The sequence below is a fragment of the Agrococcus jenensis genome (assembly GCF_003752465.1).
GTDB classification, from domain to species: domain Bacteria; phylum Actinomycetota; class Actinomycetes; order Actinomycetales; family Microbacteriaceae; genus Agrococcus; species Agrococcus jenensis.
In genome coordinates this window covers 414,270-439,143 of record NZ_RKHJ01000001.1, presented here as the reverse complement: position 1 = coordinate 439,143, position 24,874 = coordinate 414,270, and the positions used below count along the sequence as shown (strand labels likewise).

Below are 24,874 nucleotides of genomic sequence, written 5' to 3'. Positions count from 1 at the left end.
CATGACGCAGGCGTACGACGAGCTGGGCGAGGCCGAGCAGGTCGAGGTGCTGCGCGGCGTCGCCCTGCGCGCCGCGTCGGCGTTCGGGCTCGAGGTCGAGGGCATGGCGCTCGCGCTGCACGGCTACAACACCACCTTCCGCGTCGACCTCCGCGACGGCCGGCGGCTCGCGCTCCGGGTGGGCACCAACTCGCACAGCACGCCGGAGCACGCCGTCGCGCAGCAGGCGTGGCTCGGCGCGATCGCGGCGCAGACCGACGTGCGCGTGCCCGAGCCGCTGCGCACGTCCGACGGCGGATGGTTCGTGTCGGTCGACGCCGAGGAGCTGGGTCGGGCGGTGCTCGTCACGATGGCGAGCTGGCTCGAGGGCCCCGACGCAGAGGTGCTCGAGCCCGACTCGGCGCGGGCGCTCGGCCGCGCGATGGCGGCGCTCCACGCCCAGGCCGCCGGCTGGGCGCCGCCGCCGGGCGGCGCGCTGCCGCGGCTGGACGCGCCGCTGTTCGGCGACCTCGACGTGCTCGACGACGCCCCAGGCCTCACCGCCGACGACCGCTCGGTGCTCGACACCGCCCGCTCGCGGGCGACGGAGGTCTTCGACCGCCTGCACCGGGGCGCCGAGGTGCGGCCGCTGCATGCCGACCTGCACGGCGGCAACCTGAAGTGGCACGAGCGGCAGCTCGCGGTCTTCGACTTCGACGACGCAGGGCTCGGCCTGCCGGTGCTCGACCTCGCCATCTCGACCTTCTACCTGCGCGGCAGCGATCCGGCCCTCGAGGCGGCGCTGCGCGAGGGCTACGCCGAGGTCGCCCCGCTGCCGCAGGCCGACCCTTCAGACGTCGAGGCGCTCATCGCCTCCCGCCAGCTGCTGCTCGCGAACGCCCTGCTCGTCTCGACCACCGCGGAGCACCGCGCGCAGGCCGCCGACTACACGGGCGTGGCACTCGCGCGGCTGCGGCACTGGCTCGCGTCCGGGAGGTTCTCGCTCAGCCCCGGAGACGGGTGAGCAGGGAAAGGCGACGCACAGGAAGCGCATAGGTAGACTGGGATGCCTCCACAGGATGCTCTGACGGAATGGATGGCATGACCGACACCGCTCAGCAGCAGCTGCGTGCACAGCCCCGCCTCACGCGCCCCGACGGGTCGCCCATCCGCATCGTCGTGGTCGACGACGAGCAGAGCCTCGCCGACCTCGTCGCCATGGGCCTCAAGTACGAGGGCTGGGACGTCAAGACCGCCGCGAACGGCCAGCAGGCGCTGCAGGCCGTGCGGGAGTTCCGCCCCGACGCGGTCGTCCTCGACATCATGCTCCCCGACATCGACGGCCTCACCGTCCTGCAGCGGCTCCGCTCCGCCGGGTTCGACGTGCCGGTGCTCTTCCTCACCGCGAAGGACTCCCTCGACGATCGCGTCGCCGGGCTCACCGCCGGCGGCGACGACTACGTGACGAAGCCGTTCGGCCTCGAGGAGGTGGTCGCGCGACTCCGCGGCCTCATCCGTCGCACCGCCGCGACCGCCGAGGAGTCGAGCGTGCTCTGGGTGGGCGACCTGATGATGGACGAGGACTCCTACGAGGTGCGCCGCGGCGGCCAGCAGGTCGACCTCACGGCCACCGAGTTCGAGCTGCTGCGCTACCTCATGCGCAACCCGCGCCGCGTGCTCTCGAAGGCGCAGATCCTCGACCGCGTCTGGTCGTACGACTTCGGCGGGCGCGCGAGCGTCGTCGAGCTGTACATCTCCTACCTGCGCAAGAAGATCGACACCCTCGGGCCGCCCATGATCCACACGGTGCGCGGCGTGGGCTACCAGCTGCGCGCCGCTGAGTGAGCCCGGCGGGCGTGACGATCGGCCGACCGCACCCGTGAACCCGGCGACGTCCGCATCCCAGACCCGGCGCATCCAGAACCCGTCGTCGTGGTCGCTGCGCCGACGCCTGCTCGTGGTGGTCGTGACGCTGTTCGCGCTGCTCACCGCGGCGGTCGCGATCGCCAGCGTCATGACGATGCGCGTCGTGCTCGAGACGCGCGTCGACGAGCAGCTCACCGAGCTGGGCAACCGCACCGCCGTCGAGGTGGAGCGCGCGATGGCGACCGGCACGCAGGCGCTCGTCGACCCGCGCAGCGCGCCGACCGGCGCGCTCTTCGCGGTGCAGGAGGGCGACGCCCTCAGCCAGCACTTCATCCTGTCGAAGGCGCAGACGGAGCAGGCGCTCACCGCTGCCGGCGAGCAGGCCGTGCTCGCCGTCCCGTCGGACACCATCTCGAGCGCGACCCTGCCGGGCTACGGCTCCTACCGGATCGTCGCGCACGACGTCGGCGGCGCTCGGGTGATCGTCGGGCTCTCGCTCGCCGACGCGAACCAGACGCTCGCCGCGCTCGCGTTCGTCATCGCGGTGTCGGCGTTCGCCGCGGTGTCGATCGTGCTGCTCGTCGGCGACATGATCATCCGACGCGCGCTGCGCCCGCTCACGGCGTTCATCGCGACGACCGAGCGCATCTCGCAGCTGCCGCTCGCCTCGGGCGACGCGCAGCTGACGAACCGCGTGCGGATCGAGGAGCCCGCGTCGGAGGTCGGTCGCGTGCAGGAGAGCATGAACCGGATGCTGAACCACATCGAGGAGGCGTTCGACGCGCGCGCCGCGAGCGAGCGGCGGGTGCGGCAGTTCGTCGCCGACGCCTCGCACGAGCTCCGCACGCCGCTCGCGGCGGTGCGCGGCTACGCCGAGGTGACGCGCAAGCACGACAACGATCTGCGCCCCGACTCGCGCGAGTCGCTCGAGCGCATCGAGGCCGCCGCCCGCCGCATGCAGGCGCTCGTCGACGACCTGCTGCTGCTCGCGCGCCTCGACGAGGGACGCGAGGTCGAGCGCGGCGAGGTCGACCTGTCGCTCCTCGTGGTCGAGGCGGTCGCCGACGCGCAGGCCGCGGGTCCCGAGCATCCGATCGCGCTCGAGCTGCCCGAGGAGCCGGTGACGGTGGCGGGCGACGCCCTGCGGCTGCAGCAGGTGATCGCCAACCTGCTCGCGAACGCCCGCGTGCACACCCCTGACGGCACCGCGATCGACGTCACGCTCCGCGCGGACGGCACGCACGCGATCGTGCGGGTGGTCGATGCCGGACCGGGCATCCCGCTCGAGCAGCAGCGCACGGTGTTCGAGCGCTTCGCGCGCGGCGACTCGTCGCGCTCGCGCGCGACGGGCTCCTCGGGCCTCGGGCTCGCGATCGTGCAGGCGCTCGTCGACGCCCACCACGGCAGCATCCAGCTCGAGAGCGAGCCGGGCCGCACGGCGTTCACGGTGCGGCTGCCTCGCTGGCAGCAGGCGCCGGCGGACGCGCTCCGCGAGGCGCCGCTCACCGCGGAGGCCTAGGGCAGGCGGCGCCGGGTTGCGCCGCGCGTCCGTCGTGCCGTAGTCTGATGCCATACCAAAGACCGCTGGTCGCTGGTGCGTGCCCGCAAGGGTGTGCAGCAGTCGAAGGCTCGCCCAGGAGCGACGTCCCGCGCAGGTGTGACACCCCGTCGAGGGTCGAGCTCCGTGCGCGTGCGCCGGAGCTCTTTTCATGTTCGAGCCAGGGAAGCCAGCAACGACGCAAGGAGCACCATGGCGAACAAGGAAGCTGCGGTCGCCGAGCTCTCGAACCTCTTCGAGACCTCGAACGCCGTTCTGCTGACCGAGTACCGCGGTCTCACCGTCGGCCAGCTGAAGACGCTGCGCCGATCCATCAGTGAGCACGCGACGTACGCCGTGGTGAAGAACACGCTCACCAAGATCGCAGCCAACAACGCCGGCATCTCGGCGTTCGACGAGTCGCTTGCCGGCCCGTCCGCGATCGCATTCGTGCACGGCGACCCTGTCGCCGTCGCGAAGGAGCTGCGTGCCTTCGCCAAGGCGAACCCGGCGCTCGTGGTCAAGAACGGTTTCTTCGACGGGAACCCGCTCACGGCCGACGACGTCAACAAGCTCGCCGATCTCGAGTCCCGGGAGGTGCTGCTGGCCAAGCTGGCCGGTGCCTTCAAGGCCTCGCTCTTCGGCGCTGCCTACATGTTCAACGCTCCGCTCGCCCAGGCCGTTCGCACGGTCGACGCGCTGCGGATCAAGCAGGAGTCCGCGGCCGAGTAAGGCCCGGTCGATACCAGAAACAAGGAGAAGACGATGGCAAAGCTGTCGACTGACGAGCTGCTCGAGCAGTTCAAGGAGCTCACCCTCATCGAGCTCAGCGAGTTCGTGAAGGCGTTCGAGGAGACCTTCGAGGTCACCGCCGCCGCTCCGGTTGCTGCCGCTGCTGCCCCCGCAGCCGCTGCTGCTGCCGAGGAGGTCGAGGAGAAGACGGAGTTCGACGTCGTCCTCGAGGCCGCCGGCGCGAGCAAGATCCAGGTCATCAAGGTCGTCCGTTCGCTGACGTCCCTCGGTCTCGGCGAGGCCAAGGCGCTCGTCGACGGTGCACCCGCGACGGTGCTCGAGGGCGCCAAGAAGGACGACGCTGACAAGGCGAAGGCTGACCTCGAAGAGGTCGGCGCGACGGTCACCGTCAAGTAGCCTGCATCACCTGCGAAGGGCCGCACCCGCGAGGGTGCGGCCCTTCGTCTTCGCGTCGCCGGGTCGGGCGGCGCCGGCTGCCGCACGAGGCGGCGATCGAGGCCAGCGCCCGGCGCTACGGTTGACCCGATGAGCATGATGGGTGGGGGCGGCGGCCGCGGCGGCCGCGTGGCGATGCGCGACGAGGCGGCGCAGAAGGCGGTCAACGCCGACGCCCCGCGCGTCCCCGACCTGGGACGGCGCATCATGGCGCTCTTCGCGCCCCACCGGTCGGCGCTCACCCTCACCATCGTGCTCGTGCTGCTCGTCGCGACGATCACGGTGTTCCCACCGCTGCTGACGCAGCGCGTGTTCGACGAGGCGCTGTTCCCCGCGGCCGGCGGCCCGAACATCGACCTGCTCTGGGTGCTGGTCGGCACGATGGTGGCGCTGCTCGTCGCCGCCAACCTGATCGGCGTCTGGCAGACGTGGATCACGTCGAAGGTCGGCAACCAGGTGATGGGCGAGCTGCGCAACGCGCTGTTCGAGCGGCTGCAGGGCATGGAGCTCGCGTTCTTCACGCGCACGAAGACCGGCGTCATCCAGTCCCGCCTGCAGAACGACGTCGGCGGCGTCGCGAACGTGCTCTCCAGCACGGTCTCGTCGGTCGTCGGCAACACCGTCACCGTCATCGCGAGCCTCGTGACGATGCTCATCCTGTCGTGGCAGCTGACGATCGTCGCGGTGCTGCTCACCCCGGTGCTCGTGCTGCTGCAGCGCCGCGTCGGCCAGGTGCGCGCGCGCATCGCGACGAAGACGCAGGAGTCGCTGAGCGACATGACCGCCATCACGCAGGAGTCGCTGTCGGTCTCCGGCATCCTGCTGGCGAAGGCCTTCGGTCGCCAGGCCGACGAGTCCAAGCGCTACCGCGACGAGAACGACCGCCAGATCGACCTGCAGGTGCGCCTGACGATGAGCGGCCAGACGTTCTTCGCGCTCGTCTCGATCTTCATCTCGGTGCTGCCCGCGGTCGTCTACCTCATCGCCGGCTTCCTCATCGTCGGCGGCGACGCGGCGGTCACCGCCGGCACGCTCGTGGCGTTCACGACCGTGCAGGCGCGGCTGCTCATGCCGCTCATGGGCCTGCTGCGCGTCGCGCTCGACCTGCAGACGTCGGGCGCGCTCTTCGCCCGCATCTTCGAGTACCTCGACCTCGTGCCCGCGATCGAGCCGCCGGCCGACCCCAGGCCGGTCGACCCGGCGCGGCTCGGCGAGGTCGAGTTCGACGACGTCGAGTTCCACTACCCGGATGCGAAGGAGGGGGAGCGGGCGACGCTCGACGGCGTCTCCTTCTCGCTCGAGCCCGGCACCTTCGCCGCCTTCGTCGGTCCGTCGGGGGCCGGCAAGACGACGATCGGCTACCTGCTGCCGCGCCTGCACGAGGCGAGCGCCGGCGCGGTGCGCTTCGCAGGCGTCGACGTGCGCGAGCTCGACCCCACGGCGCTCACCGACAACATCGGCATCGTGAGCCAGGAGCCGTACCTGTTCCACGCGTCCATCGCCGAGAACCTGCGCTACGCCAAGCCCGACGCCACCGACGAGGAGCTCGACGCCGCCACCCGCGCCGCGAGCATCTACGACACCATCCACCGCTTCCCCGACGGCTACGACACGATCGTGGGGGAGCGCGGCTACCGCCTCTCCGGTGGCGAGAAGCAGCGCATCGCGATCGCGCGCGTGCTGCTCAAGGACCCGGCCGTGCTCGTGCTCGACGAGGCGACGAGCGCGCTCGACACCGTCTCGGAGCGCGTCGTGCAGGCCGCGCTCGACGAGGCCGCGCGCGGTCGCACGACGCTGGCGATCGCGCACCGGCTGTCGACCATCCGGCACGCCGACGTGATCTTCGTGATCGACGCCGGGCGGATCGTCGAGCAGGGCACGCACGACGAGCTGCTCGCCCGCGGCGGCACCTACGCGACGCTCTTCGCGCAGCAGGCGCGCGGCTGACGCGACCCGCTGCGTCCCGTCAGCCGGATGCGTCCTCGGCGACCGCATCCGGGTGCGGCAGGTCGGCGATCGCCGCCCGCCATGCCTGGGCGAGCGCATCCGGGTCGGCCGCGAAGTCGGCGTAGCGGCACCCGAGCCCGTTGGGCTTCACCCGGATGCCCTCGGCGTCCCAGCGCGGGCGCGCTTCCGCGAGCAGGTTGGCGGGCAGGTCGCCGGACGCGTTCGTGATGCGCCACCAGGTCACGTCGTGCCCGTAGGCCTTCATGATCGAGCCGACCTGGCGCGGGCCGATGCCGCAGACGGCGGCGATCGCGCCGTACGAGGCGACGCTGCCGGGCGGCACCTGCTCGACGCAGCGCAGCACCCGCTCGATCACGAGCTCCCGCCTGGCGTCCACGCCCCCATCCTGCCGGTTGCCCACCCGGCTGGCCGCACGACGCAAGCCGGCAAGACGTGTACAGCCCCGAGCGAGGAGCAGCCGCCCATCGGCCGCGGGATCGCAGGGCCGGGCTTGCGTTGTGCATCGGGGGACCGGGGTGCTGCCGCCGGGCCTGGCTCTGTGCGGCGGTAGGCTCGATCGTCAGTCAGGAGGCACGATGCGCTACGCAGAGTCGATCCTCGAGACCATCGGCGACACCCCGCTCGTGAGGCTCTCGAAGGTCACCGAGGGGATCGCCGCGACGGTGCTCGCGAAGGTCGAGTTCCTCAACCCGGGCGGCTCGGTCAAGGACCGCATCGCGCTCGCGATGGTGCTCGACGCCGAGGAGCGCGGGCTGCTGCGCCCCGGCGGCACGATCGTCGAGCCGACGAGCGGCAACACCGGCGTCGGGCTCGCGCTCGTCGCGCAGCAGCGCGGCTACCGCTGCGTGTTCGTCTGCCCCGACAAGGTCTCGGAGGACAAGCGCTCGACGCTGCGCGCCTACGGCGCCGACGTCGTCGTCACCCCCACCTCGGTCGCGCCCGACAGCCCCGAGTCGTACTACGGGGTCGCGAACCGCCTGACGGCCGAGATCGAGGGCGCCTACCAGCCCAACCAGTTCTTCAACCCGGCTGCCCCCGGGGCGCACGAGGTGACGACCGGGCCCGAGATCTGGCGCGACACCGACGGCCGCGTGACGCACTTCGTCGCCGGCGTCGGCACCGGCGGCACGATCACCGGCACCGGGCGCTTCCTCAAGCGCGCCTCGGACGGCGGGGTCACCGTCATCGGCGCCGACCCGGTGGGATCGATCTACTCGGGCGGCACCGGCCGCCCCTACCTCGTCGAGGGCGTCGGCGAGGACATGTGGCCCGGCAACTACGACCCGAGCGTCATCGATCGGGTGATCGCCGTCGACGACGCGGCGTCGTTCGCGATGACCCGCCGCCTCGCGCGCGAGGAGGGCCTGCTGGTCGGCGGCTCGAGCGGCATGGCCGTCGTCGCCGCGCTGCGAGTCGCGCGCGAGCTGCCCGCCGACGCGGTGCTCGTCGTGCTGCTGCCCGACTCCGGCCGCGGCTACCTGCAGAAGGTCTACTCCGACGCCTGGATGCGCTCCTACGGCTTCGCGGCGCCCGACGAGGGGACGACGGTGCGCGACGTGCTCACGGGCAAGGGCGCCGCCGCCGACGGCGGCGTGCCCGCACTCGTCCACGCGCATCCCAGCGACACCGTGCACGACGCGATCGAGATCATGCGCGAGTACGGCGTGAGCCAGCTGCCCGTGCTGACCGCCGAGCCGCCGGTCGTCGTCGGCGAGGTCGCCGGCGCCGTCGACGAGCGATCGCTGCTCGACGCCGTCTTCGCGGAGCGGGCGCAGCTCGCCGACCCGATCGCCGAGCACGTCGGGCCGCGGCTGCCGCAGATCGGCATCTCCGAGTCGGTCGACGCGCTGCGCGCCGCGCTCAAGGATGCCGACGCGCTGCTCGTGCTCGACGAGGCCAAGCCCGCGGGCGTCATCACCCGCACCGACCTGCTCAGCTACCTCGCCAAGGAGGCATGACCGTGACCGACGCACCCGACCTCGGCTTCTCGACCCGCGCCATCCACGCCGGACAGGCGTTCGAGCCGCGCACCGGCGCCGTGATCCCGCCCATCTTCATGACCTCGACGTTCGTGCAGGACGGCGTCGGCGGGTTCCGCGACGGCTACGAGTACTCGCGCGGCGGCAACCCCAGCCGCGACGCGCTGCAGCAGCAGCTCGCGAGCCTCGAGGCGGGCACGCACGCCTACACGTTCGGCTCCGGCCTCGCCGCCGAGGACGCCATCCTGCGGGCCGTGCTGCAGCCGGGTGACCACGTGCTCATGGGCAACGACGTCTACGGCGGCACGCACCGGCTCGTCTCGCAGATCCACGCCCGGTGGGGCATCGAGATCACGACCGCCGACGCATCCGACCTCGACGCCGTGCGCGCCGCCATGCAGCCGAACACGCGCATCCTGTGGGTCGAGACGCCCTCGAACCCGCTCATGAAGGTCGCCGACATCCCCGGCCTCGTCGAGCTCGGGCACGCCGCCGGCGCGATGGTGGTCGCCGACAACACGTTCGCGACGCCCTACCTGCAGCAGCCGCTCGTGCTCGGCGCCGACGTCGTCATCCACTCGACGACGAAGTACATCGGCGGGCACTCCGACCTCGTCGGCGGCGCGGTCGTGACCTCGGATGCCGACCTCGCCGAGCGCATCGCCTTCCAGCAGTTCGCAGTGGGCGCCGTCAACAGCCCGTTCGACGCCTGGCTGACGTCGCGGTCGCTCAAGACGCTCAGCGTCCGCGTCGAGCGGCACTGCCGCAACGCGCAGGCGGTCGCGGAGTCGCTCGTCGGCCACCCGGCTCTCACCGCGGTGCACTATCCGGGCCTGCCCGACCACCCGCAGCACGAGCTCGCGTCGCGCCAGATGCGCGGCTTCGGCGGCATGGTGTCGATGCAGCTGGCCGGCGGCCGGGAGGCGGCGCTCACGCTCGTGCAGCGCACCCGCCTGTTCCAGCTCGCGGAGTCGCTCGGCGGCATCGAGTCGCTCGTCTGCTACCCGACCGAGATGACGCACGCGTCGGTGCAGGGCACCGAGCTCGCGGTGCCCGACGACCTGCTGCGGCTCTCGGTGGGGCTCGAGGACGCCGACGACCTGGTCGAGGACCTGCGGCAGGCGCTCGACTCGCTCTAGCGATCGGCCGCGGTCGCGCCTATGCCTGTCGGACGGCGATGCCGGGGTAGTCCAGGACGAGGCCGGCGCCGTCGAACACCAGCTCGCACGCGACGTCGAACGTCGACGACTCGTAGTGCACCAGCACGCGCTGCGGCCCGGCCTCGACGAGGCTGTACCGCTGCTCGAGGCGCTCGACGCGCAGGTCGTCGGCGCGGATGAAGGCGGCCGGCACGTCGACGCTCGCGCCCGCCAGGATGTCGAGGCGGTGCAGGGGGAGCGTGTTCGTGACCGCCGACGACTCGAGGTCGACGTCGACGCAGCCGTCGAGCTCGGGGCGGTGCTCGCCGTCGACCGTCCAGCGATCGCCCTCGTCGCGGCGCAGGCGCACCTCGCGCACGCCGGCGGCGGTCGCGGTCGTGGCGCTGACGGCGAGGGTCCGCCAGGCGGCGTCCACCGCGACGTCGTAGACGACCGACCAGAGCGATCCCGACTCGTTGGCGGTCGTGTGCCCGCGCAGGCGGGCGCCCGCTGCCCAGGTTGCGAAGAAGGCGACCTCGAACCCGTCGCGAGCGCCTCGGTGGATCCAGCTCGCGGCCGCGGGCGGTGGCAGGAGTCGCATGCGTCGACGGTAGGGCCGATCGGGCCAGGGCGGGAGGTGCCGATGTACGGCCGTGGCCCCCTCGCGCCGCTAGGCGAGCACGAGCCGCGCGGCGCCGCGCCGCGCCGCGCGCGCAGCTGCGGCCGGGAGGGACGCATCGCTCACGAGCACGTCGAGCTCGTCGAGCGCGGCGAAGGTCGACAGGCCCTGCAGCCCCCACTTCGACCCGTCGACGAGCACGATCGTCTCGCGCGCCGCCGCGATGAGCGCGCGGTTCGTCTCGGCCTCCGCGAGGTTCGGCGCGGTGCAGCCGCGCTCGGCGTCGATGCCGTGCGCACCGAGGAAGAGCGCGTCGAGCCCGATCGACGCGGCGCTGCGGTTCGCGACCGGCCCGACGAGCGCATCCGACCGGGTGCGCTCGCCGCCCGTGAGCACGACGTGCTCGTGGTGGGGCAGGGCGAGCGCGACGGACAGGGAGTTCGTCACGATCGTGAGCCCGGGCACCGCCCCGATGAGGCGCGCGAAGGCGAGCGTCGTCGTGCCGGCGCCGATGCCGATCGCGGTGCCGGGCCGCACGAGCCCCGCGGCCGCCTGCGCGATGCGCGCCTTCTCGTCGCTGTGGAGCGCGGCCTTCGCGAGCGGCCCCGGCTCGTCCGTCACCGTGGAGCGGACGAGCCGGATGCCGCCGCGCACGCGCTCCGCGCGGCCCTCGGCGACGAGCCGATCGGCGTCGCGGCGCACGGTCATCGGCGAGACCCCCAGCGCGGCGGCCAGATCGGCCACGCGCGCCGTGCCCGCCGCGCGCACGTGGCCGAGGATGCGCTCGCGCCGCTCGACGTCGAGGAGCCCCGCCTCGAGCGCCGACCCGGGCCGCGGGTCGCTCGATCCACGCGCCGCGAGGCTCGAGCGTGATCGATCGTCGTCCATGCGCACACTTTCGCACACCAACGCGCAGCATCGCACGGGGTGCGGCATGATCGAGGGGTGAGCCGCATCCGTCAGACCTCCGACCTGCTCGCCGACGGGCGGGAGATCGTCTACTTCGACGACCCCGGGACGCCGGCGCGCGAGCGCCGGGCCGACAGCCGCGCGCTCGACCCGCGCCCGCAGACGCCGACGATGCGCTTCGACGCGCTGAGCGCGGAGTGGGTCACGGTCGCGACCGCGCGCCAGGGCCGCGTGCACCTGCCGCCCGCCGAGTTCGACCCGCTCGCCCCGCAGTCGCCCACGAACCCGAGCGAGATCCCGGACGACTACGACGTCGCCGTCTTCGAGAACCGGTCGCCGTCGTTCGGGCCGGGCACCGCAGCCGACGACCAGCCGGCGCTCGCCGTCGAGGCGCCGATCGCGCTCGGCGCCGCGCGCCCGGCGATCGGCCGTTGCGAGGTCGTGTGCTTCAGCCCGGATCACGCAGGCTCCTTCGGCACGCAGTCGACGCTCCGCGCCCGCACCGTCGTCGAGGCGTGGGCGGAGCGCACGCGGGCGCTCTCCGCCGTGCCCGGGATCGCGCAGGTGTTCCCGTTCGAGAACCGCGGCGTCGAGATCGGTGTGACGCTGCACCACCCGCACGGCCAGATCTACGGCTACCCCTACGTGCCGCAGCGCATCCGCCGCATCTGCCAATCGGTCGAGGCGTACGGGCAGGGACTCTTCGCCGACCTGCTCGACAGCGAGGCGACCGGGCCGCGCGTGCTCATCGCGGGCGAGCACTTCACCGCGTTCGTGCCGTTCGCGGCCCGCTGGCCGGTCGAGGTGCAGCTCATGGCGCACCGCCATGTGCCCGACCTCGCCGAGACCACCGACGCCGAGCGCGACGAGCTCGCCGTGCTGACGCTGCGCATCGCACGCGCACTGGACGCGCTGTACGACGCGCCGCTGCCCTACATCGCCGGCTGGCTGCAGGCGCCGGTCGGGCGGCACCGCGACGACGTGCGGCTCACCTGGCAGGTGACGAGCCCGCGCCGGGCCGCCGACAAGCTGAAGTTCCTCGCCGGCTCCGAGGCCGCGATGGGCGCGTGGGTCGCCGACATCAGCCCCGAGGACGGCGCCGCGCGGCTGCGCGACGCGATCGCGAAGGCCGACGAGGCCCGCCCCGTCGAGCCGCTCGCCACGACCGGAGCCGCGGATGCGTGAGGCGTTCGCGGCCGCGTTCGGCGCCGAGCCCGACGGCATCTGGTCGGCCCCCGGCCGCGTCAACCTGATCGGCGAGCACACCGACTACAACGGCGGCCTCGCGCTGCCGTTCGGCATCGACCGCCGCACGCGCGTCGCCGTGCGGCTGCGCGACGACGACGTCGTGCGCGTCGCGACCGACTCCGCGCAGGCGCAGGCCGACGACGGCGGCGGCATCGTGACCGCGACGCTCGCCACCGCGGGCGAGGCGACCGGGTGGAGCCGCTACCTGCTGGGCGTCGTGCACGTGCTGCGCCGCGAGCGCGCGGTCCGGGGTGTCGGCTTCGACGCGCTCGTCTCGAGCGACGTGCCCGTCGGCGTCGGCGTCTCGTCGTCCGCCGCGCTCGAGTCGGCCGCGCTCGTCGCGCTCGATGAGCTCTGGGGGCTCGGCATCCCGCGAGGCGAGATGGTGCGGCTCGGCCAGCTCGTCGAGAACGAGGTGGTCGGTGCGCCGACCGGCACGCTCGACCAGTCCGCGGTGCTGCTCGCCGAGCGCGACCACGCGGTGCTGCTCGACTTCCGCGCCGACACCGCGGAGCAGGTGCCGCTCGGCTTCGAGGCGGCAGGGCTCGAGATCCTGGTGATCGACTCGCTCGTGCGCCACGACCACGCGACCGGCGGCTACGGCGAGCGGCGTCGCGAGTGCGAGGAGGCCGCCCGCATCGCGGGCGTGCCGACGCTGCGCGAGATCGCGGTCGACGACGTCGAGGCGTGGGCCGACCGCATGCCCGCGCACGTGCACCGGCGGATGCGCCACATCGTCACCGACACCGACCGGGCCGCCCGCGTCGCCGCGCTCGTGCGCGACGGCCGGCCGCGCGAGATCGGGCCCATCCTCACCGACGGGCACGTCTCGCAGCGCGACGACTTCGAGGACTCCGTGCCCGCGATCGACGCGGCCGTCGAGGCCGCGCTCGCGGCGGGCGCGCTCGGGGCCCGGCTCACCGGCGGCGGCTTCGGCGGCGCCGCCATCGCCCTCGTCGACGCGGCCGAGTCGGCGCGCATCGGCGCCGAGGTCGCGGATGCGGTCGAGGCGGCCGGTCACGCCCGCCCGGTCGTGTTCACGGTGCGGGCGTCGCAGGGCGCCCGCCGCGACCCGGACTGACGCGCCCCGCACGCCCAGCATCCGCACGCCGATTGGTCGCCCGTGGCTGCCTGGCGTCGTCGGATGCCACCACTCGCGACCACTCGGCGGGCTCGGCTCGCCGGGAGTGACCAATCGGGGCGCCGCTGGTGCCGAGAGCGGCCAATGGACGCGGGGTCAGTCGAGCGGACGGCCTCGGCGCTCGGGGAGCGTCCACGCCGCGATCGCGGCGACCGCGAACGCCGCGGCGAAGACGCCGAACAGGGCGATCGTGCCGCCGGCGCCCAGCAGCAGCGGCACCGCCAGCGGCGCGAGGATCGATGCGATGCGGCCGAAGCCCGCGGCCGCGCCGGTGCCCGTGCCGCGCACGTCGGTCGGGTAGAGCTCCGGCCCGATCGCGTAGAGCGCGCCCCACGCGCCGAGGTTGAAGAACGACAGCGTGCAGCCCGCGGCGATGATCATCGCCTCCGTCGACGCGGTGCCGTACCAGGCGGCGGCGAGCGCCGATCCGACCAGGAACACCGTGAGCGTCGGCCTGCGGCCCCACTTCTCGATCAGGAACGCGGAGACCGCGTAGCCGGGCAGCTGCGCGATCGTGATGATGAGCGTGAACTCGAAGGAGCGCACGAGCGAGAACCCCTGCGCGACGAGCAGCGACGGGATCCAGATGAACGCGCCGTAGTACGAGAAGTTGATGCAGAACCACACGACCCAGAGGGCGATCGTGCGACCGCGCAGCTCTCGCGACCAGATGGAGGCACGGGGCGCCGCCGTGCGGGTCGCATCCGCAGCCGCGACCCCCGCGCCGGCGCCGGCCGACGCAGCCGCCGGCACGCCGGCGGCCTCCTCGAAGCTGCGCACCGTGCGCTCCGCCTCGGGCAGCCGCCCCTTGGCCTCCAGGTAGCGCACCGACTCGGGCATGCCCCAGCGCACCACGATCGAGAAGATCGCCGGGGCCATGCCGATCGCGAGTCCCCAGCGCCAGCCGTCGTCGGACGCGCCGACCACGAAGGTGCCGATCACGGCAGCCGCGATCCACCCGACCGCCCAGAACGCCTCGAGCCAGACGACGACGCGCCCGCGGATGCGCTTGGGCGCGAACTCGCTGATGAGTGTCGAGGCGACCGGCAGCTCCGCCCCGAGGCCGAGCCCGACGACGAAGCGCAGCGCGAGCAGCGCGGCGAGCGAGCCGACGAGCGCGGAGGCGCCGGTCGCGAGGCCGTAGACGATGAGCGTCAGCGCGAAGACGCTGCGGCGGCCGATGCGGTCGGCCAGCAGCCCGCCGACCGTCGCGCCGATCGCCATGCCGACGAAGCCGATCGAGGCGATCCAGCTCGTCTCGGTCGTCGAGAGGCCCCACTGCTGCACGAGCGCCGCGATGACGAACGAGACCAGGCCGACGTCCATGGCGTCGAGCGCCCAGCCGATGCCGGCGGTGCCGAGCAGGCGGCCGTGCTTGCGCGTGAAGGGGAGGCGGTCGAGCCGCTCGGAGCGGGTCAGCTCGCCGGCAGTGGGCAGCGCGGTCATGCGGAGGCCTCTCGGGCGGCGGCGCGGATGCCCCCACGATAGTGCCCGGCGCGGCTGGCGGGCGCGAGCGATGGGCTAGCGGCGGGCGAGGGGCGCGGTGGTGCTGCGCTCGACGAGCCGCGTCGGCAGCCGCAGGTGCCGCTCGGTCTCGCGGCCCTCGAGCAGGTCGAGCATGAGCGTGAGCGCCGAGCGGCCCATGTCGTGCAGCGGCTGGGCGATCGTCGTGAGCGGCGGGCTCGCGATGGCCGCCTCCGGGATGTCGTCGTAGCCGATGACCGAGAGGTCGTGCGGCACGCGGATGCCGAACTCGGCGGCGACCTCGAGCACCGGGAGCGCGGAGCGGTCGTTCGCGGCGAAGATCGCGGTCGGTCGGACGTCGGCGGGGAGCGCGAGCAGCTCGCGCGCGGCCTGCTCGGCGAGGTCGGGGCGGTAACCGACGACGCGCACGAGCGCGGGATCCGGCGCGACGCCCGCGGCGTCGAGCGCCTCGCGCCAGCCGGCCTCGCGCATCCGCGCCGACTCGAGGTCCTCGCGACCCCCGAGCAGCCCGATGCGGCGGTGCCCGAGCGCGAGCAGGTGCTCGGTCGCGAGCCGAGCGCCCGTGCGGTTGTCGGAGTCGACGGTGTGCGGCCCCTCCGGGCCCGAGTGCGGGTCGACCGCGACGATCGGGATGCCGAAGCTGCCGGTGATGAGCGTCGACGGCGTGACGACGATGGCGCCGTCGAAGAGGGTGCGGGCGAGCCGCGAGAGCGAGCGCCGCTCCCAGCCCACCTCGGTGACGTCGTCGCGACGACCGGCGTATGCGAGCAGGCCGTACCCGGTGCCCGCGACGGCCTCCGAGATGCCCTTGAGGAGCTCGGTCGAGTAGGACTCGAACTCCGAGACGAGCACGCCGATGTTGCCGGTGCTCTGCCCGCGCATGCTGCGCGCGACGAGCGACGTCTCGTACCCGAGCTCGGCGATCGCGGCCTGCACGCGCGCGATCGTGCCGGGCGCGACGCCGTAGCGGCCGTTGACGACCTTCGACACCGTGGCGACCGAGACCCCGACGCTGCGCGCGACGTCCGTGATCGTGACCCGGCCATCGCCGGAGTCGCCGAAGACGTCGGATGCTGTCGTCACGTGCCGACCATAGCGGAGCCGGAGCCCGCCGACGCCGTGCGACGGCCGGGTTGCGAAAACGTTATCGAAAACGTTTGACAAGTGCTCGCGCCGATGCCATCGTCATCAGCACGCGCACCGCGGATCAGCGATCGCAGGTGCGGGGCACACCACTCAATGACGAGGAGCACTGCCATGAAATCACGCACCGTGCTGACGCTCGGAGCCATCGCGGGGGTCACCGCCCTCGTCGGCTGCTCGGGCGCGCAAGGCGACCCTGCGGCATCCGGGGGCGAGGTGACGATGACCTTCTGGCACAACTCCACGACCGGCGACGGCAAGGCCTACTGGGAGGACCGCGTCGCGGCCTTCGAGGCGGCGAACGAGGGCGTCACGATCGAGATCCAGTCCATCCAGAACGAGGACATGGACGGCCGCCTGCAGACCGCCGTCAACTCGGGCGACATGCCCGACATCTTCATGGCGCGCGGCGGCGGCAAGCTCGCCGACATCGTCGGCGCGGGCGCTGTGCGCGACCTCACCGACCTCATCTCGGAGGACGTCTCGAGCGACTACGGCGAGGGCGTCTTCAGCGCCTTCACCGTCGAGGGCGCCATCTACGGCATGCCGGTCGCGGTGCTGCCCGGCGGCATCTTCTACAGCGAGGACCTCTTCGCCGACGCCGGCATCGACGGCACGCCAGCCACGATGTCGGAGCTGGACGACGCCGTCGGCGCGCTCGAGCAGAGCGGCGTCGAGCCGATCGCGCTCGGTGGCATGGCCGCGTGGCCCGCCGCCCACTGGTACTACTTCTTCGCGCTGCGCGAGTGCAGCCAGGAGGTCATGGAGTCGATCGCGTCGACGCTCGACTTCAGCGACGCGTGCTGGCTCGCCGCGGGCGAGGACCTGGCCGAGTTCGCCGCGACCGAGCCCTTCAACGAGGGCTTCCTCACGACCGCCGCGCAGGAGGGCGCCGGCTCCTCCGCGGGCCTCATCGCCAACCACCAGGCGGGCATGGAGCTCATGGGCGGCTGGAACGTCGGTGTCATCGGCGGGCTCACGCCCGACCAGCAGCCGCTCGCCGACCTGGGCTGGTTCCCGTTCCCCGAGGTCGAGGGCGGCGCCGGCTCGCCGTCCGCGATGATGGGCGGCGTCGACGGCTACTCGTGCGCCAACGATGCGCCGACGGCGTGCGAGGCGTTCCTCAACTTCATCGCCTCGCCCGAGTCGCAGGCCGGCTACGCCGAGGCGTTCGACACCATCCCCGCCTCGTCCGAGGCGCAGACGGCCGTCGAGGACCCGGCGCTCGAGCCGCTCGTCGAGGCCTACGAGTCGGCCGACTACGTCGTCGTCTGGCTCGACACGCTGCTCGGCCAGAACATCGGCAACTCGCTCAACACGGCGGTCGTCGAGCTGCTCGCGGGCAACGGCACGCCGCAGGGCATCGTCGACGCCGTCACGACCGCAGCACAGCGAGGGTGAGCACCGCGGCGGCGTCCGTCGCGCCGGTGCGCCAGGGATCCGCGGAGCCGGAGGTCGACGCCCAGGCGTCGGCCCCGGCCCCGCGGGGCCCGCGCCGCGGGCGGACGGACTGGCGGAAGCGCGCGGAGATCCTGCTGCTCGCGGGACCCGCGGTCGGCGTCTTCGTCTTCTTCGTCATCGTGCCGGTGCTGATGGCGGCCTTCTACGGCTTCTTCCGCTGGAACGGCTTCGGCGCCCCGACCGACTTCGTCGGGCTGCAGAACTACGTCACGATCCTCGGCGACTCGACCTTCCGCGACGCCGTCGCGCACAACCTGTTCATCGTCGTCGCCTCCCTCGCGCTGCAGGGGCCGCTCGCAGTCCTCTTCGCGCTGCTGCTCAACCAGCGCATCCGCGGCCGCTCGATCATCCGCGTGCTCATCTTCGTGCCGTACGTGATCTCGGAGGTCGTGGTCGGCACGGGCTGGAGCCTGATGCTCCAGGACCGCGGTGCCGTCAACGACCTGCTCTCGAGCGTCGGGCTCGACGCGCTGCGCAACTCCTGGATCGCCGACCCGCAGATCGCCCTCTGGACCCTCATGGTGATCATCACGTGGAAGTACATCGGCTTCGCGGTGATCCTCATGCTCGCCGGCCTGCAGTCGATCCCCGACGAGCTCTACGAGGCGGCGTCGATCGACGGCGCGTCGTTCTGGCAGATGCAGCGCAGCATCACGCTGCCGCTGCTCGGGCCGACGATCCGCATCTGGGCGTTCCTGTCGATCATCGGCTCGCTGCAGCTGTTCGACCTCGTCAACATCATCTGGGGCCAGTACGTCTCCGCGACCGCGGGCACCTCGACGATGGCGACCTACATGTACCTCAACGGCCACATGGCCGGCAGCTACGGCTACGGCAACGCCGTCGCGGTCGTGCTCTTCATCATCTCCCTCGCCATCGCGCTCGGGTACCAGCGCTTCGTGCTGCGGCGCGACACCGAGGGCGCCCTCACCGGCATGGCCGGATCCAGCACGAAGGAGCCGCGACCGTGACGACCTCCATCCTCCCCGCGCGACCCGCCCTGCGGCGCCCGAACCGACGCGTCGCCGCCTGGGGCAGCCCGGTCGTCTACCTGTGCTCGATCGTGCTCATCGCGATCTGCATGGGACCGGTGATCTACATCATCCTGGGCGGGTTCCGCACGAACTCGCAGATCACCACGAGCCCGTCCGGCTTCCCGAGCCCCTGGGTCGCGACGAACTACCTCGAGGTGCTCGCGAGCGGCAGCTTCTGGCAGACGATGGGCAACTCCGCCGTCGTCGGCGTCGCGACCGCGGTCGGCGTCGTCGCGCTCGGCCTCATGGCGAGCTTCGTGCTCGCCCGCTACGAGTTCGTCGGCAAGGGCGCCATGTACGCGCTCTTCGCCGCCGGCCTCATGTTCCCCGTCACGGTCGCGATCACGCCGCTCTACCTGCTCGTGCGCAACCTCGGCCTGACGAACACGCTCGCCGGCGTGATCCTGCCGCAGATCGCCTTCGCGCTACCCGTCACGATCATCATCCTCGTGCCGTTCCTCCGGGCGATCCCGGTGGAGCTCGAGGAGGCGGCGGCGATCGACGGCGCGAGCCGGCTCGGCTTCTTCTTCCGGATGGTCGTGCCGCTCAGCCTGCCGGGCGTCATCACGACCGGCATCCTCGCGTTCGTGGGCTCGTGGAACGGCTACATGCTGCCGCTGTTCATCCTCAACGACCCGAACCTCTACACGCTGCCGCTCGGCGTGCAGAACTTCTCGTCGCAGTACTCCGTCGACACCGCGCGCGTGATGGCCTTCACCGCACTCTCCACGGTGCCGGCCCTCGTGTTCTTCAGCATCTTCGAGCGCCGCATCGTCGGCGGCCTGACGGGAGCGATCAAGGGATGACCACCACCGTGCACACGAGCGGCGCACCGCTCGCCGACGTCGGACGGGCGCCTGCCCTGCCCGCGAGCCCGCTCGTCTCCGAGCGGGTGCGCGAGCTCCACGCCCGCATGACCCTCGAGGAGCGGCTGGCCCAGCTCGTCGGCTACTGGCTCGACCAGGGCGGCAGCGTCGTCGCCCCGATGCAGGGGGAGATGGCGAGCGCGGCGGACGGGGCGTCGCTCGCGTCGATCACCGAGCACGGGATCGGCCACTACACCCGCGTCTACGGCACGCGACCCGTCGAGCCCGCGGCGCGCGCCGCGTGGCTCGTCGCCGAGCAGCGGCGGCTCCAGCGCGAGACGCGGCTCGGCATCCCCGCGATCGTGCACGAGGAGTGCCTCACGGGGCTCGCGGCGTGGAAGGCGGCGACCTTCCCCACGCCGCTCGCCTGGGGCGCCGCGTTCGACCCGGGGCTCGTCGAGGAGATGGGGCGCGCGATCGGCGACTCGATGCGCAGCCTCGGCATCCACCAGGGCCTGGCGCCCGTGCTCGACGTCGTCCGCGACCCGCGCTGGGGCCGGGTGGACGAGTGCATCGGCGAGGACCCGTACCTCGTCGGCACCGTCGGCAGCGCCTACGTGCGCGGCCTCCAGGGCGCCGGCGTCCACGCGACGCTCAAGCACTTCGTCGGCTACAGCGCCTCGAACGCGGGCCGCAACCACGCGCCCGTCTCGGCGGGGCCGCGCGAGATCGCCGACACCTACCTGCCGCCCTTCGAGATGGCCATCCGCGACGGCGGTGCGCGCTCCGTCATGAACAGCTACACCGACGTCGACGGGATCCCGGTGGCATCCGACGAGCGGATGCTCACCGACGTGCTGCGCGGCGAGCTCGGCTTCGACGGGGTGGTGGTCTCCGACTACTTCTCGGTCGCGTTCCTCGAGGTCATGCACGGCATCGCCGCCGACCGCGGCGAGGCGGCGGCGCAGGCGCTCATCGCCGGCATCGACGTCGAGCTGCCGACGGGCGACGCGTTCCTCGGCCCGCTCGCCGCACGCATCCGCGCCGGCGAGCTCGACGAGGCCTACGTCGATCGCGCCGTGCTGCGCGTGCTCGCCCAGAAGGAGGAGCTCGGGCTGCTCGAGCCCGACGCCTTCGCCGACGACGCGCCCACGACGATCGACCTCGACTCGCCGCGGCACCGCGCCATCGCCCGCAGGCTCGCCGCGGAGTCGCTCGTGCTGCTCGCCAACGACGGCACGCTGCCGCTGGCCGCGCCCGCGCGCGTCGCGGTCATCGGCCCCAACGCCGACCGGTCGGAGGCGCTGCAGGGCTGCTACTCCTTCGCCAACCACGTGCTCGCGCACCACCCGGGGGTCGAGCCCGGCTTCGCGATCCCCACCGTGCGCGAGGCGCTCGCGGCGGCGCTCCCCGGCAGCGCGATCGAGGCCGTCGAGGGGGTCGGCGTCGAGGACGGCGACGCGCGCGGCATCGCGGATGCCGCGGCTGCCGCGGCGCGCGCCGACGTCGCGATCGTCGTCGTCGGCGACGACGCGGGGCTCTTCGGCCGCGGCACCGTCGGGGAGGGCAACGACGTCGCCTCGCTCGAGCTGCCTGGCAGGCAGCGCGAGCTCGTCGAGGCGGTCGTCGCGACCGGCACGCCCGTTGTGCTCGTGCTCCTCACCGGCCGGCCCTACGCGGTGCCGTGGGCGCTCGAGGGCGACGTCGCGCCCGCGGCCGTGCTGCAGGCGTTCTTCCCCGGGGAGGCGGGCGGCGAGGCGATCGCCGACGTCCTGACCGGTGCCACCTCGCCGTCCGGCCGGCTCCCGGTCTCGCTGCCGCGCACCACGGGCGCCCAGCCGTACACGTACGCGCACGCGCGGCTCGGCGGGCCGTCCGACGTGACGACCGCCGACCCGACGCCGCTGCGCCCGTTCGGCTTCGGCCTCTCCTACGCGTCGTTCTCGTACACCGACCTCGAGGTCGACGCGTCGGCGCCGACCGACGGCGCGTTCCGCGCATCCGTCGTCGTCACGAACACGGGCGACGTTGCCTGCGACGACGTCGTGCAGCTGTACGGCCGCGACCTCGTCGGCTCGATCCCGCGGCCGCTCGTGCAGCTGCTGGGCTACGCGCGCGTCTCGCTCGCCCCCGGCGCCTCGGCGAGGGTCGAGCTCAGCGTGCCCGCGCGCCGCTTCTCGTTCACCGACCGGCGGATCGTGCGCGTCGTCGAGCCCGGCGAGGTCGAGGTGTGGATCGCGTCGCACGCTGCGGCCTCCTCGCCGCGGTCGGACGACGACGACCCGTCGCAGGGCGTCATCTCGAACGCGCGGCGGAGCGAGGCGGTCGCGATCCCCGGCACCGCGACCGCTCGCGCGCGCCTGACCCTGACCGGGCCGGTGCACGAGGTGGGCCCGGGCGACCGGCGCGTCGTCGACGTGACGATCGGCTGACGCGTGCCGGTCGCGAACCCGATCCTGCCGGGCTGCTTCCCCGACCCCTCGATCTGCCGCGTGGGGGAGTGGCACTACCTCGTCACGTCCACGTTCGAGCTGCTGCCCGGCATGCCGGTGATGCGGTCGCGCGACCTCGCGACCTGGGAGACGATCGGCCACGTGCTCGACCGGCCCGGGATGGTCGACCTGGCCGGCATCCGCTCGTCCGGCGGCATCTTCGCGCCGACGATCCGGCACGACGGCGAGCGGTTCTGGATCGTCACGACGCTCGTCGACCCCGCGGACGGCGAGCGCGGCGGCACGTTCCTCGTCACCGCCGACGACGCGGCCGGCCCCTGGAGCGACCCGATCTGGATCGACGTGGCAGGCATCGACCCGTCGCTGCTGTTCGACGACGACGGCCGGGCGTGGATGCACGGCACGCGCCTCGTCGCCGAGCCCGAGTGGCACCACCAGACCGAGGTCTGGGTGCGTGAGCTCTCGCTCGACGAGGGGCGGCTCGTCGGCGAGGAGCACGTCGTGTGGACCGGAGCCGTGCGCGGCGCCGTGTGGGCCGAGGGCCCGCACCTGCTGCGCATCGACGGCACGTGCTACCTGCTCGCCGCAGAGGGCGGCACCGCGTTCGAGCACGCGGTGTGCATCGCGCGCGCGGAGCACCCGACCGGCCCGTTCGTCGGTTCGCCCGCCAACCCCGTGCTCACGCACCGGCAGCTCGGGCACGGCGCCGAGGTGCAGGCTGTCGGCCACGCCGACCTCGTCCAGGCACCGGACGGGCGCTGGTGGGCGGTGCTGCTCGGCACCCGCCCATACGACGGGCACCGGCACCCGCTCGGCCGGGAGACCTTCCTGTGCCCCGTCGAGTGGCAGGACGGCTGGCCGGTCTTCGCGCCCGGGGAGGGGCGCGTGCCTGCCACGGTCGAGCTCGGCGTGGCGCTGACGCCTGGCGTCTGGCAGCCCGACTCGCGCTCGGCGGGCGCCGTCGCGCCCGAGGATCCGCGCTGGACGAGCGTGCGCGGCTTCGCCGCGCCGTTCGCGACGCCCGACGGCGAGGGCTGGTCGCTGCGGGCCACCCAGGACGGCCTCGGCGACCCCGGCACCCCCGCCTTCCTGGGCGTGCGGCAGCAGCACCGGGAGCTCGACGTCACGGTGCGGGTCGAGCACGTCGCCGACGGCGCCGCCGCCGGCCTCGTGCTGCGCCAGTCGGAGGACGACCACGTCGCGCTGCTCGTCGAGCCGCGCGGAACAGGGTCGCGCGTGCGCGCGGTGCACCGCCGCGCGGGCGAGGAGACCGAGGTCGGCGCCGTCGACCTCGACGCCGGCGCAGCGCTGCTTGGCGTGCGGGCGCGCGGCAGCGACTACCGGCTGCTCGTCGACGGCGACGTGGTCGCGACCGTCGACGCCCGCACGCTCGACACGGCCGCGACCGGCGGCTTCCTCGGCGTCTGGATCGGCATCGCCGCCGTCGGCGTGGCCGGTGCCGAGGCCCGCTTCGGGGCGCTCGACTACCGGCCGGCCGCGTCGCCGATCGGGTCGGCGGGCGTCGCGGCGTAGGCCGCGCGCACCTCCGGCCGCGGCTGCTCGACGACGGTCGTTGCCTCGACGGCCCAGGACGGCCGCGAGCCCGTGAGCGCCCACGCCGCCTGCACCGCCGCGCCGGCGGCGACGTACTCGCCCGGCGTCGGCACGGCGACCGGCCGGCCGAGCACCGCGGCAGCGATGCGCTGCACGGCGGGCGACTGCGCCGCGCCGCCGATGAGCAGCACGCGGCGGGGCTCCACGCCGAGCCGCTCGAGCGCGTCGAGCCCGTCGGCGAGCCCGCACACCATGCCCTCGATCGATGCGCGCGCGAACCCCTCGCGCGTGAGCGAGCGGCTCGTCATGCCGTACAGGGTCGCGGTCGCGGTCGGCAGGTTCGGCGTGCGCTCGCCCTCCAGGTAGGGCCGCAGCACCAGGCCGTCGGCGCCGGCGGGCGCGGCGAGCGCCAGCTCGCCGAGCGTCGCGTGGTCGACGCCGAGCAGGCGCGCCGCGGCGTCGAGCACGCGCGCCGCGTTGAGCGTCGCGACGAGCGGCAGCCGCAGCCCGGAGGCGTCGGCGAAGCCGGCGACGGTGCCCGTCGCATCCGGGGCGAACGCGCGCGTCACGGCCGTCACGACGCCCGAGGTGCCGAGCGACACGATCACGTCGCCCTCGGCCGCGCCGAGGCCCAGCGCGGCGCCGGCGTTGTCGCCGCAGCCGACGCCGATCACGAGCCCCGGCGGGATGCCGGGATGCGCTGCGGTGACCCCCGCGGTCGCTCCGGCCGGCAGCACGCGCGGCACCACCACGTCGCTCGCGTCGCGGCGGAGCGCTGCGCCGAGCAGCGCGCGGTCGTGCTCCCCGTCGACCGTCGTCCAGCCGGTGCCGGAGGCGTCGGAGGCGTCGGTCGTGAGCGCCGACAGCTCGGGGGCTGCGGGGCCGAAGCCCCGCAGCCGCCAGGTGAGCCAGTCGTGGGGGAGCGCGATCGCGGCGACGCGCGCCGCGAGCTCGGGGTGCGCATCGGCGAGCCAGCGCGCCTTCGCGATCGTGAACGACGCGACCGGCACGACGCCGGTGCGCCGCGCGAGCGCCTCGGCGCCGAGCTCGTCGACGAGCGCGGCGGCCGCGGCCGCGGAGCGCACGTCGTTCCACAGCAGCGCGTCGAAGACGGGCTCGCCGCGGTCGTCGAGCGCGACCATGCCGTGCTGCTGCGCCCCGACCGAGATGGCGGTGACGTCGTCGAGGCCGCCGGCGTCTGCGACCGCGGCGAGCAGCGCCTGCCACCACCGCTCGGGGTCGACGGCCGTGCCGTCGGGGTGCGGCGCGCGACCCGCGCGCACCGTCGCCCCGCTCTCGAGGTCGCGGACGACGACCTTGCACGACTGCGTCGAGGAGTCGACGCCCGCGACGAGGGTCATGCGC

21 protein-coding genes are annotated in these 24,874 nt (G+C 73.5%); 15 read left to right on the top strand and 6 right to left on the bottom strand.

All coding sequences use genetic code 11. The annotated features are described in order from the left end of the window. Position 1: 1 nt before the first annotated feature. From EDD26_RS02095 to EDD26_RS02070, 6 genes are all read left to right on the top strand, one after another. Positions 2–1,003 carry a phosphotransferase enzyme family protein gene (locus EDD26_RS02095; protein ID WP_123696196.1) on the top strand — a complete coding sequence of 334 codons (1,002 nt, stop codon included), beginning with the start codon at positions 2–4 and terminating at the stop codon, positions 1,001–1,003. Between the two features lie 77 nt (positions 1,004–1,080). After that, entirely contained in the window at positions 1,081–1,824 is a 744-nt protein-coding gene (locus EDD26_RS02090; RefSeq protein ID WP_123698394.1) for a response regulator transcription factor, read from the top strand. 34 nt (positions 1,825–1,858) lie between these two features. After that, positions 1,859–3,364, top strand: coding sequence for a sensor histidine kinase (locus EDD26_RS02085; RefSeq protein WP_123696195.1), 1,506 nt, complete (start codon positions 1,859–1,861; stop codon positions 3,362–3,364). A gap of 231 nt (positions 3,365–3,595) precedes the next feature. Continuing rightward, a complete protein-coding gene (gene rplJ / locus EDD26_RS02080; protein ID WP_123696194.1) occupies positions 3,596–4,114 on the top strand; it encodes a 50S ribosomal protein L10 in 519 nt (172 codons plus the stop codon). Between the two features lie 33 nt (positions 4,115–4,147). After that, positions 4,148–4,531 (top strand): 50S ribosomal protein L7/L12, encoded by a 384-nt coding sequence (rplL, locus tag EDD26_RS02075; protein ID WP_123696193.1) that lies wholly within the window; start codon positions 4,148–4,150, stop codon positions 4,529–4,531. A 129-nt stretch (positions 4,532–4,660) separates the two neighbouring features. Then, entirely contained in the window at positions 4,661–6,517 is a 1,857-nt protein-coding gene (locus EDD26_RS02070) for an ABC transporter ATP-binding protein (protein ID WP_123696192.1), read from the top strand. Positions 6,518–6,536: 19 nt separating this feature from the next. Here EDD26_RS02070 and EDD26_RS02065 read toward each other — a convergent pair whose 3' ends face one another. Further along, on the bottom strand, positions 6,537–6,914 hold the full coding sequence (locus EDD26_RS02065; RefSeq protein WP_123696191.1) for an MGMT family protein: 378 nt from the start codon (positions 6,912–6,914) through the stop codon (positions 6,537–6,539). A 199-nt stretch (positions 6,915–7,113) separates the two neighbouring features. On the opposite strand from EDD26_RS02065, the gene EDD26_RS02060 reads away from it, so the two are divergent. After that, entirely contained in the window at positions 7,114–8,496 is a 1,383-nt protein-coding gene (locus EDD26_RS02060) for a cystathionine beta-synthase (RefSeq protein WP_123696190.1), read from the top strand. Continuing rightward, positions 8,493–9,656, top strand: coding sequence for a cystathionine gamma-synthase (locus tag EDD26_RS02055; RefSeq protein WP_123696189.1), 1,164 nt, complete (start codon positions 8,493–8,495; stop codon positions 9,654–9,656). Before EDD26_RS02060 ends, EDD26_RS02055 begins: the two co-directional genes overlap by 4 nt. 19 nt (positions 9,657–9,675) lie before the next feature. Here EDD26_RS02055 and EDD26_RS02050 read toward each other — a convergent pair whose 3' ends face one another. Further along, positions 9,676–10,257, bottom strand: a complete 582-nt coding sequence (locus tag EDD26_RS02050; RefSeq protein ID WP_211333810.1) for a putative glycolipid-binding domain-containing protein — start codon at positions 10,255–10,257, stop codon at positions 9,676–9,678. 69 nt (positions 10,258–10,326) lie between these two features. After that, positions 10,327–11,163, bottom strand: a complete 837-nt coding sequence (locus EDD26_RS02045) for a DeoR/GlpR family DNA-binding transcription regulator (RefSeq protein ID WP_123696188.1) — start codon at positions 11,161–11,163, stop codon at positions 10,327–10,329. A 57-nt stretch (positions 11,164–11,220) separates the two neighbouring features. On the opposite strand from EDD26_RS02045, the gene galT reads away from it, so the two are divergent. Together galT and galK are read left to right on the top strand one after the other, a co-directional pair. Next, positions 11,221–12,369 carry a galactose-1-phosphate uridylyltransferase gene (gene galT, locus EDD26_RS02040; RefSeq protein ID WP_123696187.1) on the top strand — a complete coding sequence of 383 codons (1,149 nt, stop codon included), beginning with the start codon at positions 11,221–11,223 and terminating at the stop codon, positions 12,367–12,369. Next, entirely contained in the window at positions 12,362–13,513 is a 1,152-nt protein-coding gene (gene galK / locus EDD26_RS02035) for a galactokinase (RefSeq protein WP_123696186.1), read from the top strand. The genes galT and galK overlap by 8 nt, the downstream gene beginning before the upstream one ends. Before the next feature lie 156 nt (positions 13,514–13,669). Here galK and EDD26_RS02030 read toward each other — a convergent pair whose 3' ends face one another. Together EDD26_RS02030 and EDD26_RS02025 are read right to left on the bottom strand one after the other, a co-directional pair. Next, a complete protein-coding gene (locus EDD26_RS02030; protein ID WP_123696185.1) occupies positions 13,670–15,019 on the bottom strand; it encodes an MFS transporter in 1,350 nt (449 codons plus the stop codon). Between the two features lie 75 nt (positions 15,020–15,094). Then, the gene (locus EDD26_RS02025) at positions 15,095–16,141 is read right to left on the bottom strand and encodes a LacI family DNA-binding transcriptional regulator (protein ID WP_245989704.1); all 1,047 of its coding nucleotides are present in this window, start codon (positions 16,139–16,141) and stop codon (positions 15,095–15,097) included. 174 nt (positions 16,142–16,315) lie between these two features. Between EDD26_RS02025 and EDD26_RS02020 the strand changes: the two genes are divergently transcribed. The 5 genes from EDD26_RS02020 to EDD26_RS02000 are packed head-to-tail and all read left to right on the top strand — an operon-like array spanning position 16,316 to position 23,488. Beyond that, on the top strand, positions 16,316–17,602 hold the full coding sequence (locus tag EDD26_RS02020) for an ABC transporter substrate-binding protein (protein WP_123696184.1): 1,287 nt from the start codon (positions 16,316–16,318) through the stop codon (positions 17,600–17,602). Beyond that, a complete protein-coding gene (locus EDD26_RS02015; RefSeq protein WP_123696183.1) occupies positions 17,599–18,633 on the top strand; it encodes a carbohydrate ABC transporter permease in 1,035 nt (344 codons plus the stop codon). Before EDD26_RS02020 ends, EDD26_RS02015 begins: the two co-directional genes overlap by 4 nt. After that, positions 18,630–19,502, top strand: a complete 873-nt coding sequence (locus EDD26_RS02010; protein WP_425453386.1) for a carbohydrate ABC transporter permease — start codon at positions 18,630–18,632, stop codon at positions 19,500–19,502. The genes EDD26_RS02015 and EDD26_RS02010 overlap by 4 nt, the downstream gene beginning before the upstream one ends. Beyond that, complete coding sequence (locus EDD26_RS02005; protein WP_123696182.1) at positions 19,499–21,934, top strand: beta-xylosidase/alpha-l-arabinosidase; 2,436 nt, start codon at positions 19,499–19,501, stop codon at positions 21,932–21,934. The genes EDD26_RS02010 and EDD26_RS02005 overlap by 4 nt, the downstream gene beginning before the upstream one ends. Before the next feature lie 3 nt (positions 21,935–21,937). Further along, a complete protein-coding gene (locus tag EDD26_RS02000) occupies positions 21,938–23,488 on the top strand; it encodes a glycoside hydrolase family 43 protein (protein WP_123696181.1) in 1,551 nt (516 codons plus the stop codon). On the opposite strand, the gene EDD26_RS01995 is transcribed toward EDD26_RS02000, so the two are convergent. Continuing rightward, complete coding sequence (locus tag EDD26_RS01995; protein ID WP_123696180.1) at positions 23,440–24,870, bottom strand: FGGY family carbohydrate kinase; 1,431 nt, start codon at positions 24,868–24,870, stop codon at positions 23,440–23,442. The genes EDD26_RS02000 and EDD26_RS01995 overlap by 49 nt on opposite strands. Between the last annotated feature and the right edge of the window lie 4 nt (positions 24,871–24,874).

Coding starts and splice junctions, on each gene's coding strand:
- EDD26_RS02060 (WP_123696190.1), top strand. CDS start 7,114: ATGCGCTACGCAGAGTCGATCCTCGAGACCATCGGCGACACCCCGCTC.
- EDD26_RS01995 (WP_123696180.1), bottom strand. CDS start 24,870: ATGACCCTCGTCGCGGGCGTCGACTCCTCGACGCAGTCGTGCAAGGTC.
- EDD26_RS02095 (WP_123696196.1), top strand. CDS start 2: ATGACGCAGGCGTACGACGAGCTGGGCGAGGCCGAGCAGGTCGAGGTG.
- EDD26_RS02005 (WP_123696182.1), top strand. CDS start 19,499: ATGACCACCACCGTGCACACGAGCGGCGCACCGCTCGCCGACGTCGGA.
- EDD26_RS02030 (WP_123696185.1), bottom strand. CDS start 15,019: ATGACCGCGCTGCCCACTGCCGGCGAGCTGACCCGCTCCGAGCGGCTC.
- rplL (WP_123696193.1), top strand. CDS start 4,148: ATGGCAAAGCTGTCGACTGACGAGCTGCTCGAGCAGTTCAAGGAGCTC.
- EDD26_RS02055 (WP_123696189.1), top strand. CDS start 8,493: ATGACCGTGACCGACGCACCCGACCTCGGCTTCTCGACCCGCGCCATC.
- EDD26_RS02090 (WP_123698394.1), top strand. CDS start 1,081: ATGACCGACACCGCTCAGCAGCAGCTGCGTGCACAGCCCCGCCTCACG.
- EDD26_RS02020 (WP_123696184.1), top strand. CDS start 16,316: ATGAAATCACGCACCGTGCTGACGCTCGGAGCCATCGCGGGGGTCACC.
- rplJ (WP_123696194.1), top strand. CDS start 3,596: ATGGCGAACAAGGAAGCTGCGGTCGCCGAGCTCTCGAACCTCTTCGAG.
- EDD26_RS02070 (WP_123696192.1), top strand. CDS start 4,661: ATGAGCATGATGGGTGGGGGCGGCGGCCGCGGCGGCCGCGTGGCGATG.
- EDD26_RS02045 (WP_123696188.1), bottom strand. CDS start 11,163: ATGGACGACGATCGATCACGCTCGAGCCTCGCGGCGCGTGGATCGAGC.
- galK (WP_123696186.1), top strand. CDS start 12,362: ATGCGTGAGGCGTTCGCGGCCGCGTTCGGCGCCGAGCCCGACGGCATC.
- EDD26_RS02050 (WP_211333810.1), bottom strand. CDS start 10,257: ATGCGACTCCTGCCACCGCCCGCGGCCGCGAGCTGGATCCACCGAGGC.